This is a genomic window from Bacteroides sp. 1001136B_160425_E2 (assembly GCF_015559655.1).
Classification (GTDB): Bacteria; Bacteroidota; Bacteroidia; order Bacteroidales; family Bacteroidaceae; genus Bacteroides; species Bacteroides luhongzhouii.
In genome coordinates, this window is record NZ_JADMQH010000012.1 from 79,281 (window position 1) to 94,777 (window position 15,497).

The window sequence follows — 15,497 nt, forward strand, 5'->3', positions numbered from 1 at the left end:
TCATTTTCTATTTTGAGACAGCCTTTTTCTGTATTCTTAAGCAGGGACATTTACTGAATATCCCAAATTGAAAGATGCAGGAGACTATAATAAATCCAGCATCAGAGGAATGTCTTCTTCCCGAATCCCTTGTATGAGAAGAGAGTCTTTATCTTTATGGAACATCTCCAGGAATCTTTCCCGGTTTCCACTAGCCGTAATGGCTTTTCCGTAGAAAGCGGCAGCTTTCTGAATATCTCCCATTACCCAGGCCACATGTCCTGCGTTCATATAATCAATAGCCAGCGGCTTTTGTCCAATAATCTTTTCATAATATTTCATCGCCTGTTCATATTTCTGGTTGATGAACGAGCACCAACCGATGCCGCGCCATGCCTTTATACAATTGTTCTCGATGAAATCCAACTTGAAGAAATAATTCAGAGCTTCCTCATATTGTCCCAATTCAGTCAGGCAACTACCGATATAGAAAGTCACATTGGTATCTTCCGGAGCAGCTTCTTCTACCTTTTTATAATAAGTGAGTGCAGCCTGATAGTTTCTGTTTAGCCGGTAACAAATAGCCAGGTGGCGATTGTTCCAGATATTATCCGGCTTCAGCGTGTCTGCTTTCAGATAAGCCTGAATAGCTTCTGCGTATTTTTTTCTTTTCTGCAATGCATAGCCAAACTTCTGATAACATTCCGCACTTTCTCCTTTGAATCCTCCGATATACTCCAGTTCTTCATAAATTTCGGTAGCCTCGTCCCAACGTTCTTTTGACAGATAAAAATCGGCAATGGGGAACAATACATCTTTCCAACACAATATATTGTCAAGTGCAGGAACGTGATGAAGATCGAGTTTCTCTTTAAAAATATCTCTGAACTCACTCTTGCGTACACTAAGTTTGAAGAAACGGTACAAGTCGTGCAGGTATTGGTTGCTGACCGTCCCCGGACGTTCATTGAACCTCTTCATTGTTTCAACATTCGATTTCTCTGCCAATTCTGCCACCTGCTGTTCGTTCAGCTGACTCAACATCATATCCTGTTGCGACTGTGGCAATTGATGAATCGTGAAAAAGAGCGAGTACTTATCGCTGTTGCTGAAAAATCCCGATTGAAGAATTAAGTCCAACAGACTGCCTCCCTGATTTCCCGCTTGCTTCATTGCTTTGTGCACATTGGACTGTTGTTTGCTGAATGGATAAAACCAGTTATGTACCTCGCGGAAGAACGGATAATTTTTCAATGCGGCAAAAGTACTCATATACACATCTGCGCCCTCTAGCTGCAGTTCGTTCATTTCACGCAATTTATCCCCCAGACCGGACTTCTCGAATGCATCTTCCCAATCCGGGTTCATATCATTGTTTTCTTCATCGTTTTCTTCAAAACCGAACCGCATATTTTTCATGGAGGAGACATTCTTCAGCATTTCAGGAATAATCTCTTCCCTCATCTTTTTATCAATCTTTTCCGTTTCCTGACATAATAGCATTTGGCGGTATATACGTGCGACGTCTTCTCTGAATGAAGGTATTTCCTCCATCAGATCTACCCTTTTGATGAGTTCCGGATAAAAAGGAAGACGGTTTCTGTAGATGTGGAAAATAATCATTGTACCTACCAATGCCCGTTGGCTGATGTTGACGTTAGGGTGTTCGTAAGCATTGAGCAGCCACACTATTTTTCGTAAGTCGAAACATTCCATCAAGCTCAATGTAAGGGCACTGACAAATAAGCATAAGTCATCTCCCGGAAGTAATTCCGAGGTAAGCATGGCTTTTGCGTCTTCCTCGTCTTCGGGAGTCCATGCGCTGTTTGTCCATGTTCTTATAAACATAAACTTGAGCGTATCTTCATGCCGCTTTAATACTTCATCCATCTTTTCGTCAGACAGTAATCCGCTGACTGCCAAGTCGTCATTAAATGACTCCAGCATGTGTAATATTGTTTTTATACCATAGTTAGCCAAGTCCGCCGATACGGGAGTGCGGCGTACTTCATGATAGTATCTTGATGAAGCATTATCCAACATGAGCAGACGTGATTGGTCGGCAATTCCCCAGGTGTCTGCTACCATTTTCTGATACAGATTCCACCGTTCAGGGTCGTTTGCTCCCTGTTTCATGTATTCCAGCATATATTTGTAAGAGGTCTGCAATTGTTCCAGGCGAGTGCGCAAATCCCAGTCGGGACACTGCCACAGCAAAGATTCCAACTGCATTAGGGCCTCTTTGAGTCTTTTCTCTTCAAGTAAAGTACGTATATATGCGTATTGTTCATTAATCGTTTTTTCGTTCATCATTATTTTATTATTTATTTTTTCCAATCCAGGTCAAACGTTTCCAGAGACCCTCAAAAGGACCGTGTTTATGGTGCCGGAGCCACCACGAACAGAATACCATTTGTAATATAACAAAAAGGATGCCAAAAAGGAAACTGTAAGTGATTCCTAAATACCTTCCAAGTTCGAATCCCCAATGATAGAACAAAAGAGAACCGAAAATAGATTGTCCGAGATAGTTTGTTAAACTCATTTTACCATAAGATGTGAAACGCATAAAGAAGCTGCGGTCCTTTACGCGGTAGAAAGTCAGCAGTAATCCTGTTACCAGCAATACCATGAAGCTAAGGCTGCTGAATGAACTTAAAATCAATTGGAGGGGAACAAGGACGGCACTTCGTTCGATGAATTCCGGCAACATATTGTTCAATCCGTAGATGGGGAAGAAGCAGAGAAGTGAAACGGCCAATGCCTTTAGCCACAGGCGTTCGTTCTGTTCGCTGTACAGGAAATATTTGCGGCGACCGACAAGCATTCCGAATAAGAATAATCCCGGTGTCTGTAAGATACGTCCATGTTCCAGTGCCCAGGTCATATTGGCCAGTTGTCCTTCCCACATATTCATGCGGACTGTTTCGAGGAACGTTCCATTCTTTTGCACGTCGAAAGCAATGCTGAAATAATAACCTGCCAAACTTTTTCCTGCCACATAGTCAGGATTACACAAAGCATAAATCAATTTCCCCCAATCGATAGGTTGTAAAATTAGTAAAGTAGCGAAGATGATAACCGTGCGGTCACTCATCCGGCAGAATATCGGAAGGATAATTCCTAAAATCGCATACATAGTCAATATTTCACCGGTAAAGAAGGCGGCATTGAACTGTCCTATAATGAAGAGAATGAATAATCTCCATAAAAATCGCAAGCGGAAATCTTTCCCTCTCCGTTGTTGGTTGTTGTCTTGAATATAGAAACTGAAACCGAAGAGCAGGGCAAATACAGCGTATGCTTTGTTACTGAATGTGAAGAATAATCCTCTCCAAATAGCCTGATCGGTAAATTTCATCCATTCAAAAGGTACTTCTTCCGGGAAGGAGTAGAAATTAAAGTGTTCAATACTGTGTAAGAGAATAATTCCCATTACTGCTAATCCTCTTAATACGTCGGCCACGTCTATTCGGGCGTTGGTTTCGGCGATTTTGTGTTCCATGATTTCTTGGTTTCTGTTATTAATTGGTTTATGTAATCCGTGCCTGATAATATAAGATTCTTCGTTAAATTAAAATCTTACCTGCACTTGTGCCTGTATCAGATTGGAGTCTTTTTGTCCGTCTCCTTGCTTGTCGCAAAAAGTATATTGTGCTTGTAAGCGGCATCTGGGATAAAACCAGTACTGTACGCCTGCAATATAATTATTCTGTTTGAAGTCGGCAGCTTTATTCGGGTTGAAATAGTCATAAGAAGCGATGAAATCGAAATTCCGGGCGAAGCGTACGCTGCCTGTTGCATAGAAACCTTCACTTTTCACATTCCTGTCTTTTCCGCCGAGATATTCCGTACGCAGATTAAAGGTGGAAGTGGTGACAACCCCTCCTGCACTCCAACGTTTCTTGGCGTAATTTTCTCCAGCTTTGATTCCGGTATATTCCGAATCTGCTATGGCATGTCCTGTTCCGCGGATAAACGAACCACCCACGGATAACCATTTCAGCGGATTAACCATCAAGTTACCGACCACATCTTTTTGACTGTTTTTGTCTTTGGTGTTCAATCCTTGTCCATTCATTACAGCCACCTTATATTGCAGGAAGTCACGAAATAATTTCCCGTGAAGCATCATACCGATATCCCGTCCGGACGTCATTCCGTAACACTTATCGCTGCCGCTTACTCCTGCCAGGTAACAAACAGACTGCGAATAACAATTAATGAGTTCTACTGTGGTAGGAGATAATTCATTTTCTATGGTATAAGGAACCTTGAATTCACCGATACGTGCCGTAAGTCCGGGGAGAAACTGATAATCGGTATACACTTCGAGTAACATGCCTCCATTGTAGAAGTCATACATAAAATCACAAGTCCACCGTTTGGTGATCTTTCCGTGTGCCATGAAAATGATTCGTTTGATGTCGAATGTATTATCCGGATTCGCTGCATCGTCATAAGTATATCCCAATTGGGCATATCCGGAGAGGCTAATCCGTTCTTTCAGTGTGTTGACAACTTGATTTAATGGTGTCTGCTCCTGTGCCAGGAGCGGATTTTGCATACCTGTAATGCATAAAACAAAGGTTAAGAATTGGAGTAGTGTTTTTCGCATGAGTTAGTTGTTATTTGATTTTGGTTGATATTGTGGGGATATACGTTGTGTCAATCAGATTCTTTTCAGCGTAGGTTTCGGGGATTCGGTGGTTTTCTTTCAACCACTGTATAGCTTTATCTATCCCTTCAGCCGAAGGGCGTTTTGCTTTTTGATAATTGGGGAGGGCGACAAGTCCTGTCAGATTTTCCGGTACACCTATTTCAATCAGCACTTGCTCCCATTCCTTTTGTGGATGCATTTTTATATAATCTACTCCCAGATTATAGCCTGTGATGAGTAGTTCGATTTCTTTTCTTTTTTCGTTGAGCGCTTTTCGTGAAAAAGCGGTAGCTGTAAAATCAATGCCCAGTTCTTGTGTGCTCACCAATGAACGATGTTTGCTGTTCATGGCGATAGATGCGGCAGGGTCGGGCAGGAAAGAGGCGTCGATCTGATTGTACTGCAACATTTGCAGGCGGAGAGGAAGCTGACCGATTTCCGGCATATTCATTTCCGAAAGACTGATTCCGGCTTTGCTTAATAACTGGTCAGTAGCATATTCAATAACTGTGTTGCGTGACACAGCGATATTCTTTTCCTTGAGTTGTTCCAGTTGGTTGATATTACTTTCTTTAGAGACAATGAAGCAAAAGTAACCATTATTTTTCAAGATAAATCCTAAATCAGCATGATGGATAGCTTGCAGCACTATTGCGCTGGGATAGTCGGTAATCATGCCATCCATTTTCCTAATCAGGAAAGCGGCGTCGCGATCGTTGGCGGAGTTGAATGAAAGAATGCTCAGGTCCAATCCTAATGAATCGTAGATACCTTGTGTTTTAGCTATGTGGAAAGGGAGTCCGTCCAGTGTAGGCATCATGCCCAGGGTGAGTGGTTGCAGTTCGGTTAGAGGTAAAAAAGAGCTGTCTCCTTTTTTACTCTGACAGGAGTAAAGGAAGAAAAGGATGAACCAAAAAAGTAGTATCGGTTTTTTCATACCTCGTTTTTATGAATAAGGGCAACTCTTTTCACAAAGAACTGCCCTCTTATTATTAACTATTTAAAAAATTAACTAATTATCTAGTTCTATTATTCTTGAATAGCAGCGATACCCGGAAGAACTTTTCCTTCGATTGCTTCGAGCAATGCGCCGCCACCGGTTGAAACATAAGATACACCGCTAGCCAAACCGAACTTGTTGACACAAGCTACAGAGTCGCCACCACCAACAAGTGAGAATGCGCCGTTCTTAGTTGCTTCAACGATTGCTTCACCTACTGCACGTGAGCCGTGAGTGAAGTTGTCAAATTCGAATACACCTGTAGGACCGTTCCAAAGAATAGTTTTAGATTCTTTGATAACGTTAGCGAAGATTTCTTCAGTCTTAGGACCGATGTCAAGGCCTTCCCATCCGTCAGGAATTTCGTCAACAGCACAGAATTTAGTATTGGCATCGTTAGAGAATGCGTCAGCAATCTTAGCGTCAACAGCCAATATCAGGTTTACACCTTTTTCTTTTGCTTTCTTCATCAAATCCAAAGCCAGGTCAAGTTTGTCGTCCTCACAGATAGAGATACCGATTTTACCGCCCATTGCTTTAGTAAATGTATAAGTCATACCACCAGCGATGATCAGGTTGTCTACTTTGCTCAACAGGTTTTCGATGATTTCGATTTTAGAAGAAACTTTGGAACCACCCATGATAGCAGTGAACGGACGTTTGATGTCGTTCAATACTTTATCAACGGCTTTCACTTCTTTTTCCATCAGGTAACCGAACATCTTATTGTTTACATCGAAATATTTAGCGATCAATGCTGTAGAAGCGTGTGCACGGTGAGCTGTACCGAATGCGTCGTTTACGTAGCAGTCAGCATAAGAAGCCAATTTCTTGGTAAATTCTTTCTGGCTTTCTTTCACTGCCTTCTTGGCAGCAGCTTTCTCTTCGTCAGTTGCATCTTCAGCCAAACCTCTTGGTTTGCCTTCTTCTTCAGCGTAGAAGCGAAGATTTTCGAGCAACAGCACTTCTCCCGGTTGCAGAGCAGCAGCTTTTACAGCAGCTTCTTCGCCCATGCAGTCGTTAGCGAACTGAACTTCAACGCCCAGCAAATCAGACAGGTGCTTGATGATATGTTTCAAAGAGAATTTATCGGCAACGCCTTTCGGACGGCCCAGGTGAGAGCCAATGATGATGCTTCCGCCGTCTGCCAGGATCTTCTTCAAAGTAGGAAGAGCTGCACGCATACGAGTGTCATCTGTGATGTTGAAGTTTTCGTCCAGGGGTACATTGAAGTCCACGCGAACAAATGCCTTTTTACCGGCAAAATTGAATTTGTCAATTGTCTGCATAATACTCTATTTTTATTTAAAAGTGTTTTTAAAATTCTTCTTTTAGAACGACCGCAAAGTTACTATTTATTTCGGTTCCTTGCTATTAAATCGTTATTTATTCTTGGCTTTTGGTTCCTCTTTCGTAACTTTATAGGTGTTACAGAAATATTTGCACATCATTTGCAAACCACAGGTGTCACATTTGGGAGTGCGTGCCTGACAAACATAACGACCGTGCAGAATGAGCCAATGGTGAGCAATCGGTATGAGTTTTTCCGGAATATTCTTCACCAATTCTTTTTCCACACTGAACGGAGTGGTGCAACTGTCCGGCACCAGTCCGATGCGGTGGCTGACACGGAATACGTGTGTATCTACCGCCATTGCAGCTTTATTGAACACTACCGACTGGATGACATTGGCCGTTTTTCTTCCTACACCGGGCAACTTTATCAAATCGTCCAGATTGTCGGGCACCTGACTGTTGAAGTCATTCACCAGCATCTTTGCCATGCCAACCAGATGTTTGGCTTTGTTGTTCGGATAGGACACGCTTCGTATATATTCGAAAATAACTTCCGGTGTAGTGGCTGCCAGTGCTTCCGGAGTCGGAAAATCTTTATACAAAGGAGGGGTAATGATATTCACCCGTTTGTCCGTGCATTGTGCAGAAAGAATAACAGCGATCAGCAACTCATACGGATTGTTGTAATGCAGTTCGGTTTCGGCTACAGGAATGTTGTCCTGAAACCAGGCGATTACTTTCTCATAACGTTCTTTCTTTCTCATCGTAGCTTGTTTTTATGGTAATGAGGCGTCACTTTTAGTTTGAAATAGATAGCGGAAACTACCGTCAGGCAGGCTCCGAAAAGATAGGCCTTATCAAATGTACTTATTTCTGCGATATATCCGCCGGTCAGCATACCGATACCGATTCCTACATCCCAGGAAGTGAGATAAGTGGAAGTGGCTGTTCCCCGCTGGCTATTGGGGGCGAGGTTGACAAACAACGTATTAAATGCCGGAAACATGATCCCGAATCCGACCCCCATCAACAATGCGATACCAAAAAACAGGATGTTGCAAACAGTATCATTCCATTGAATCAGATAAACACAGGCTGAAAGCAGGAAGAAACTGCAAACAACCAGATATAATCCGGCCATTATTACTTGCGTTATTTTTCCACGATCCACCAGTTTCCCCGAAAAGATGCGGGAGATTGCCATGCCGACAGCCATAAAGGTAAAGAAGAATCCGGTTTGTGTGTTCAATCCGATTTGGCGGGCATACATGGCGACATAGTTGGTTGTCATTCCGTAGGGGATGGAAAGTAACAGCAGGCTAAGTCCGGCTGGCAGTCCTTTCATCAAAATGAAACGGTCGAGTGAAATCGGTTCCCGTTTCACAGGAGGTTTATAGGGAGTTTTCACCAGACCGGCACATAGGAAACCTAAAATGCAGGAACCGAATGCATAACAGAAGATTGTAGCAAAAGAGACTCCTGCATCGTGCAGAAACAGTCCGAACATCGGTCCGATAGACATAGCTGTATTGTTGGTGAGCCCGTAATAGCCTAAGCCTTCTCCGCGGCGGGAAGATGGCATAATGTCTATCACTACCGTGTTTCCTCCTACTGTAACCATTCCGAAAGAGACGCCATGAATGATTCGGAATATAATAAATAAGGTAAGGGAGCCGGCTATCAGGTATCCGCCGAACATCATCATAAAGATGAAGTAAGCAAATAAATAAAGAGGTTTGCGGGCAAACGTGTCGAGCAGATAACCGGAAAACGGACGGATGCAGAGGGCGGCTACCGTATAGCAGGAAAGTACAATGCCAATAGTGGAATTTCCAGTTTGGAAAAATTCGGATAAATAAAACGGCAAAACAGGAATCAACAACCAAAAGCCGAAGTAGAGCAGGAAGTTGGCTGCCAAGATGAAACAATAACTGGGAGTAATGAGTCTATCCTTTGCCATAATGAATGATCGTTCAATCGGCCGATTCGCGTGGGTTGGAACCCGGGGCGGTTGGTCTGATTGGTCTGTTGATGAATATGCCAATGTCCCGATCACCGTCCGACGGTTTCATTGGGAACATTGGCATACTGGTAAATTTAGCACATTATTAATATGCCGCTTCGAATTCTTTCAGGAAGCGAGTATCGTTTTCAGAGAACATACGGAGGTCTTTCACCTGATATTTCAGGTTTGTGATACGCTCGATACCCATACCGAGAGCATAACCGCTGTATACTTTGCTGTCTATACCGTTAGATTCAAGCACATTCGGGTCTACCATACCGCAACCGAGGATTTCTACCCAGCCGGTGTGTTTACAGAACGGACAACCTTTGCCGCCGCAGATATTACAGCTGATGTCCATTTCAGCACTTGGTTCAGTGAACGGGAAATAAGACGGACGCAGACGAATCTTTGTATCAGTACCGAACATTTCTTTAGCGAAAAGCAACAGAACTTGTTTCAAGTCGGTGAACGATACGTTTTTGTCTACATACAGTGCTTCTACCTGATGGAAGAAACAGTGTGCGCGATAGCTGATTGCTTCGTTACGATACACACGTCCCGGACAGATGATGCGGATAGGAGGTTGTGAAGTTTCCATCACACGGGTCTGTACGGAAGAAGTATGCGTGCGCAATACAACGTCCGGGTGAGCTTCGATAAAGAAAGTGTCCTGCATATCACGTGCCGGATGATCTTCGGCAAAGTTGAGTGCCGAGAATACATGCCAGTCATCTTCAATTTCCGGACCTTCGGCAATGCTGAATCCCAGGCGGGCAAAGATATCGATGATTTCGTTCTTTACAATGGTGAGCGGGTGGCGTGTACCGAGTTCCACGGGATAAGCCGAACGCGTCAAATCCAATCCGTCACAATCATTGTCCTGACTTTCAAACAATTCTTTCAGCGCGTTGATTTTGTCCTGCGCTTTTGTCTTCAGTTCATTCAGTCTCATGCCGACTTCTTTTTTCTGATCGGCAGCTACATTACGGAAATCTGCCATTAAGTCGTTAATGGCTCCCTTCTTACTTAGGTATTTGATGCGGAGAGCTTCGAGTTCTTCGGCATTGGAGGCGTGTAAGGCTTCCACCTCTTTCAGAAGTTGTTCAATCTTAGCTATCATATTTTCGATGTATTGTTATTCAGTTTCTTAGTAAAAACCGTGCAAAGATATAATTTTATCACGAACCATCGAAATAATTTGTATCTTTGTTGCCGATATGTACCGAAAATCCGGCAACTTATGAAAAAGATTGTTTTCTGTCTTCTGCTTTTAACCTTTTCTTTTCGCCTGGCGGCCCAGATTGACTATTTGGAGCCGGTGAAACCTTTTTCTTCTTATACAGGCGAGTTAGGCGAATATTACCGTAGTGTGTTTTCTTTACTTAATGCTGGCTTTCAGAAACAGCCTTATGCGCGTTTTGCAGCTATCCCTTCCTTTTCGCCGGAGTATGCAATGTCAGTAGAAAGGAAGAACGGGCGTTATACGCTGATTTCGAACACACTATCCCGTACCTACTGGCAGGCGGAGAAGGGGACGGTGACGGTGGATACAAAATCGGTTGTCATCAGTGCTTCCCTGTATCAGTCTTTAGGGGCCATCTTCCGTTTGGTGACAGAACAGGTGCAGGATTTGGATGGTTCTACGGCTGGTTTGGATGGAATTGTCTATTACTTTTCTTCTACGGACGCAAAAGGCAAAGAGCGGATGGGACGTAAATGGTCGCCGGAAAAAGGAACGTTGATGGAACGTCTTGTATTGGTTTGTCAGTCGGCGTATATGTTATCCCGGGGGGAGAATATTTCGGAACAGACATTGGCGGAAGAGGCTGCTTCTTTATTGAAAGTATTGCAACAGCGTAGTAAGGAAGAGCCGGATGCTTATAAACAACCGATGTATGTTGGAATTTATCCGGTAGGTCCCCGTGCAAAGACGCTTTCCGGAAAGCAGGTGGAAGAACCAGCTCATTTCTCTGCGATGAGTCCGGAAGAATATATTGCCAGTGAAATGGTTTATCCGGCAGGACTTTTAGAGAAGAATGTTTCGGGATATGCTTTGTGTGAGTTTACCATTGATAAAGAAGGGGTTATCCTTCGCCCTCATATTCTGCGTTCCACTCATCCAGAATTTGCAGAGGAGGCCCTCCGCATTGTCAAAGGAATGCCGAAGTGGTCACCTGCATTGGCGGGAGGAAAGCCGGCGGATAGTAATTACACTCTTTATGTTCCTTTCCGTCCGCAACTCTATCGGAATAAATAAGCAACCTTGCATTCAAAGTCCAATTAATAAAAAGAGATATTGCATTTATAACTTGAACTTAGGATCTCCCTAATAAATAAAAAAAATAAATTTGCTGTCATCTGTCACCGATTGTGACTTAACTGATTGATAATGATAAAATAATGGCGTGACAGCAACATGGTGACAGCACTGTGACGGCAATAATGCTGTCACAGCAAAGCCAAGGAGAGATAAACGCACTACAAAGATATGATAGAGATGCATACCCGAATCAAGTAAAAATCACAAATGAAATCTCATTGCTTAAAATTAATCGTATTAACCATAGGTAGATAAGCTATTCTATTATTATCCTTGTACTTACGGGGCGGGATCTGCCTTGTAACTGATAGTTTCAAGGCTTGAAACTGTTTGTTCTATGCCTTGAAACTTTAGTTTCACAGGTTTGAAACTTTAGTTTCTCTTGCTTGGAACTATTAGTTTCTTACTGATGAAACTATAGTTTCACACTGATGGAACTGTAGTTTCTCGCCGATGAAACAACCTTTACTCTGTAATAGCCGGATTATGTTGGAGTACTTTTGATAGTATAATAACATGACTGATTTCTTCAAAAATCATTAAAACAGAAAACTTTTCTTCGTTTGTATTGTCTTATAGCCATAAACTTTTAAAACGAGAACTTATGGATGATATGATTAACAGGCATGATTCGATAGCCGAAGAAAATATCGAACCGAATGGCCGTCCGGCTAAAGACCAGTTTGAAGAATGGAGCGGCGAGGTTGCCGACCGTGCCGATGACGTATTCAAGAATGACAAGAAAGACGGTCCTATTAAAGACCGCGAGAAACGTATAAAAGAAATGGACGAAGTGATAAAAAAGGACCTTGAATAAAGGTCCTTTTTTATTTTAGTTTGCCGGAGTAATGATTTTAATGTTGAAATATTGAAACTAGAGCAGATCCCCCCATCGCATGATGGGCGGTTTTACTTCTAATATGAATTACAATTTGGATATGGCTGGAAATAGCGATGAGCTAAAGGAGAGACTTGATAATATTAGAAAAATTGCGGCTGCATTATAAATTAATCTTATTAAATGATTTGCCCCAAAAATCGCTCGACTAAGCGAAGTCGGGCTTTAGTTTAACTAAAAAAGGGAAACCAATTTCTTGATTTCCCTGCTTAGTGGAGCGTATCGGACTCGAACCGATCACCTTAACACTGCCAGTGTTACGCTCTAGCCAGATGAGCTAACGCCCCTTTTTTGTCTTATATGATAACGTTTGTAAACGAATCCTTTTTGTTGGCGCAAATATAATGCAATATTCTGAAATAATTGCTATGTTTGCGGTAAATAATTAGTTTGAAATTTAAGATATGCTGATTTATAATACAACTTTTCAAGTGGACGATGACGTTCACGACAATTTTCTGATTTGGATAAAAGAGAGTTACATCCCTGAAGTACAGAAACACGGTGCGTTGAAGGCACCCCGCATTTGCCGGATATTGAGTCATCGGGAAGAAGGAAGTGCGTATTCTTTGCAATGGGAGGTAGAAAGCAGTGGATTATTGCATCGCTGGCATTTGGAACAGGGGGTGCGACTGAATGACGAACTGGCAAAAATATTTAAAGATAAAGTGGTCGGATTTCCGACCTTGATGGAGGTGATAGAGTGATTCAACCGGTAAAAGAAAAGATAATCCTGGGGATTGACCCCGGTACGACAATCATGGGATATGGGGTTTTAAGGGTGAGAGGAACCAAACCCGAAATGATTGCGATGGGGATTATCGACTTGCGTAAATTTGCCAATCACTATCTGAAACTTCGTCATATCCATGAACGGGTGTTGAGTATTATTGAAAGTTATCTACCGGATGAGTTGGCTATTGAAGCACCTTTCTTCGGTAAAAATGTGCAATCGATGTTGAAGTTAGGCCGTGCACAAGGGGTAGCAATGGCAGTAGCTTTGAGCCGCGACATTCCAATCACCGAGTATGCCCCTTTGAAGATAAAAATGGCTATCACCGGAAATGGGCAGGCATCAAAGGAACAAGTTGCGGATATGTTGCAGCGGATGCTCCGGTTTTCAAAAGAAGATATGCCTACCTTTCTGGATGCAACGGATGGCTTGGCAGCAGCCTATTGTCATTTCCTGCAAATGGGGCGACCGACAATGGAGAAAGGGTATAGTAGTTGGAAGGATTTTATTGCGAAGAATCCGGATAAAGTGAAATAAAACATTTGATTATAAGGGGTTATAGATATAAGGTGAAGTATCACAGGGGAGGTCTGAGATGAAGATGGGAAATAATTATTTAGCAATATTAGGTGTGACTACAGTGACAACAGTGATGAGTTGTTCTCCTGCGAAAAAGGAGTATACTTCTTTTGAATTATATCCGATTCGTACGGGAAGCCTTACAGAAATGGAATATACGCCGTCGGCAACCAAATTCTTCCTTTGGTCACCAACAGCAGAAGAAGTGCGCCTTATGCTTTATGATGCGGGTGAGGGTGGGCATGCCTACGAAACGGTGAAGATGGAACCCGGAGAGGATGGAACCTGGGTGACTACAGTAGATAAAGACCTGCTCGGCAAATTTTATGCTTTCAATGTAAAAATCAACGATAAATGGCAAGGGGATACTCCGGGAATCAATGCTCACGCTGTAGGAGTGAACGGGAAGCGTGCTGCTATCATCGACTGGAAGACTACCAATCCGGAGGGGTGGGAGAGTGACCGACGTCCTTCTCTGAAATCTCCTGCTGATATGATTATCTATGAGATGCATCATCGTGACTTCTCTGTCGATTCTACTTCGGGAATAAAGAATAAAGGCAAATACCTTGCACTGACTGAACATGGGACGGTGAATTCTGGCAATCAACCAACAGGTATCGATCATCTGATAGAACTCGGAGTGACACACGTGCATCTTCTTCCTTCCTCTGATTATGCCTCTATCGACGAAACAAAATTAGATGAAAACCACTATAATTGGGGATATGATCCAGCGAATTACAATGTGCCGGATGGTTCTTATTCAACTGATCCTTATCAGCCTGCCACTCGTGTGAAAGAGTTCAAGCAGATGGTACAAGCACTGCATAGAGCCGGAATTAGGGTAATAATGGATGTGGTTTACAATCACACTTTCAATACGCTTGAAAGTAACTTTGAGCGTACCGTTCCCGGCTATTTTTACCGTCAGAAAGAAGACGGCACATTGGCAAATGGTTCAGGATGTGGCAATGAAACGGCTAGTGAACGACCTATGATGCGTAAGTTCATGATAGAGTCCGTTCTATATTGGATAAAAGAATATCATATTGACGGCTTCCGTTTTGACTTGATGGGAGTGCATGATATTGAAACAATGAACGAGATTCGAAAAGCAGTCAATAAAGTCGATCCTACTATTTGTATCTATGGAGAAGGTTGGGCGGCCGAAGCTCCTCAATATCCGGCAGATTCATTGGCGATGAAAGGAAATATTTCCCATATGCCCGGAATTGCTGTTTTCTCGGATGAATTGCGTGACGGGCTTTGCGGCCCTGTATGGAAAAAGGAGGAAGGGGCTTTTCTTGCCGGGGTTCCGGGGGGAGAAATGAGTGTAAAATTCGGAATTGTTGGAGCTATCAAGCACCCGCAAGTACGCTGTGATTCCGTAAATTATAGTCAGAAACCGTGGGCGGAACAGCCTACCCAGATGATTAGTTATGTTTCCTGCCATGATGGTTTGTGTCTGGTGGATCGATTGAAGGCAAGTATGCCGGGAGCTACTCCTGAACAGTTGGTTCGACTTGATAAATTGGCACAAACGATAGTCTTTACTTCACAGGGAATTCCTTTTATCTATGCAGGTGAAGAAGTGATGCGTGATAAACAAGGGATAGACAACAGTTATAAAAGTCCGGATGCCATCAATGCCATTGATTGGAGACGCAAAACGACGAACGGAGATGTTTTTACATACTATAAACGGCTCATTGAGCTTCGTAAATCTCATCCGGCTTTCCGTATGGGAAATGCAGAAATGGTCCGGAAACATCTGGAGTTCCTTCCGGTTGAAGGACAAAACCTGATTGCGTTCCGACTCAAAGAACGTGCGAATGGAGATAGCTGGGAAGATATTATCGTAGCCTTTAATTCCCGTACGACTCCTGCACGACTGGAAGTTCCTGTTGGCAAATATACGGTAGTATGCAAAGACGGAGTGATAGATGTGCGTGGATTGGGTACGCAAACCGGACCGGAGGTGATTATTCCTGGTCAGTCTGCGTTGATTATGTACAAGTAAA

13 protein-coding genes and 1 tRNA gene are annotated in these 15,497 nt (G+C 42.9%); 5 read left to right on the forward strand and 9 right to left on the reverse strand.

Annotated elements, in window-relative coordinates:
* Window positions 1–84: 84 nt before the first annotated feature.
* From I2I04_RS13485 to pheS, 8 genes are all read right to left on the reverse strand, one after another.
* Complete coding sequence (locus I2I04_RS13485; RefSeq protein WP_195655241.1) at window positions 85–2,292, reverse strand: tetratricopeptide repeat protein; 2,208 nt, start codon at window positions 2,290–2,292, stop codon at window positions 85–87.
* 7 nt (window positions 2,293–2,299) lie between these two features.
* Window positions 2,300–3,484: a DUF418 domain-containing protein gene (locus I2I04_RS13490; RefSeq protein WP_195655242.1), complete on the reverse strand. Its 1,185-nt coding sequence runs from the start codon at window positions 3,482–3,484 to the stop codon at window positions 2,300–2,302.
* 69 nt (window positions 3,485–3,553) lie between these two features.
* Window positions 3,554–4,597, reverse strand: a complete 1,044-nt coding sequence (locus I2I04_RS13495; protein WP_143259404.1) for a porin — start codon at window positions 4,595–4,597, stop codon at window positions 3,554–3,556.
* A gap of 10 nt (window positions 4,598–4,607) precedes the next feature.
* Entirely contained in the window at window positions 4,608–5,576 is a 969-nt protein-coding gene (locus tag I2I04_RS13500) for an ABC transporter substrate-binding protein (protein WP_195655243.1), read from the reverse strand.
* Window positions 5,577–5,668: 92 nt separating this feature from the next.
* Window positions 5,669–6,928 (reverse strand): phosphoglycerate kinase, encoded by a 1,260-nt coding sequence (locus I2I04_RS13505; RefSeq protein ID WP_143259406.1) that lies wholly within the window; start codon window positions 6,926–6,928, stop codon window positions 5,669–5,671.
* Window positions 6,929–7,021: 93 nt separating this feature from the next.
* Entirely contained in the window at window positions 7,022–7,699 is a 678-nt protein-coding gene (gene nth, locus I2I04_RS13510) for an endonuclease III (protein WP_143259407.1), read from the reverse strand.
* A complete protein-coding gene (locus tag I2I04_RS13515; protein WP_143259408.1) occupies window positions 7,696–8,895 on the reverse strand; it encodes an MFS transporter in 1,200 nt (399 codons plus the stop codon). The genes nth and I2I04_RS13515 overlap by 4 nt, the downstream gene beginning before the upstream one ends.
* 148 nt (window positions 8,896–9,043) lie before the next feature.
* Window positions 9,044–10,063: a phenylalanine--tRNA ligase subunit alpha gene (gene pheS, locus I2I04_RS13520; protein ID WP_195655244.1), complete on the reverse strand. Its 1,020-nt coding sequence runs from the start codon at window positions 10,061–10,063 to the stop codon at window positions 9,044–9,046.
* A 120-nt stretch (window positions 10,064–10,183) separates the two neighbouring features.
* On the opposite strand from pheS, the gene I2I04_RS13525 reads away from it, so the two are divergent.
* Together I2I04_RS13525 and I2I04_RS13530 are read left to right on the forward strand one after the other, a co-directional pair.
* Window positions 10,184–11,200, forward strand: coding sequence for an energy transducer TonB (locus I2I04_RS13525; protein ID WP_143259410.1), 1,017 nt, complete (start codon window positions 10,184–10,186; stop codon window positions 11,198–11,200).
* A 667-nt stretch (window positions 11,201–11,867) separates the two neighbouring features.
* The gene (locus I2I04_RS13530) at window positions 11,868–12,080 is read left to right on the forward strand and encodes a hypothetical protein (protein ID WP_004312688.1); all 213 of its coding nucleotides are present in this window, start codon (window positions 11,868–11,870) and stop codon (window positions 12,078–12,080) included.
* A 294-nt stretch (window positions 12,081–12,374) separates the two neighbouring features.
* Here I2I04_RS13530 and I2I04_RS13535 read toward each other — a convergent pair.
* Window positions 12,375–12,448, reverse strand: a tRNA-Ala gene (locus I2I04_RS13535).
* A 117-nt stretch (window positions 12,449–12,565) separates the two neighbouring features.
* On the opposite strand from I2I04_RS13535, the gene I2I04_RS13540 reads away from it, so the two are divergent.
* From I2I04_RS13540 to pulA, 3 genes are read left to right on the forward strand one after another with little or no spacing between them, the layout of a single operon-like run.
* Window positions 12,566–12,868, forward strand: a complete 303-nt coding sequence (locus I2I04_RS13540) for a DUF4286 family protein (RefSeq protein WP_143259425.1) — start codon at window positions 12,566–12,568, stop codon at window positions 12,866–12,868.
* A complete protein-coding gene (gene ruvC, locus I2I04_RS13545) occupies window positions 12,865–13,431 on the forward strand; it encodes a crossover junction endodeoxyribonuclease RuvC (protein ID WP_143259426.1) in 567 nt (188 codons plus the stop codon). Before I2I04_RS13540 ends, ruvC begins: the two co-directional genes overlap by 4 nt.
* Window positions 13,432–13,489: 58 nt before the next feature.
* Window positions 13,490–15,496, forward strand: coding sequence for a type I pullulanase (pulA, locus tag I2I04_RS13550; RefSeq protein WP_143259427.1), 2,007 nt, complete (start codon window positions 13,490–13,492; stop codon window positions 15,494–15,496).
* Window position 15,497 lies beyond the last annotated feature (1 nt).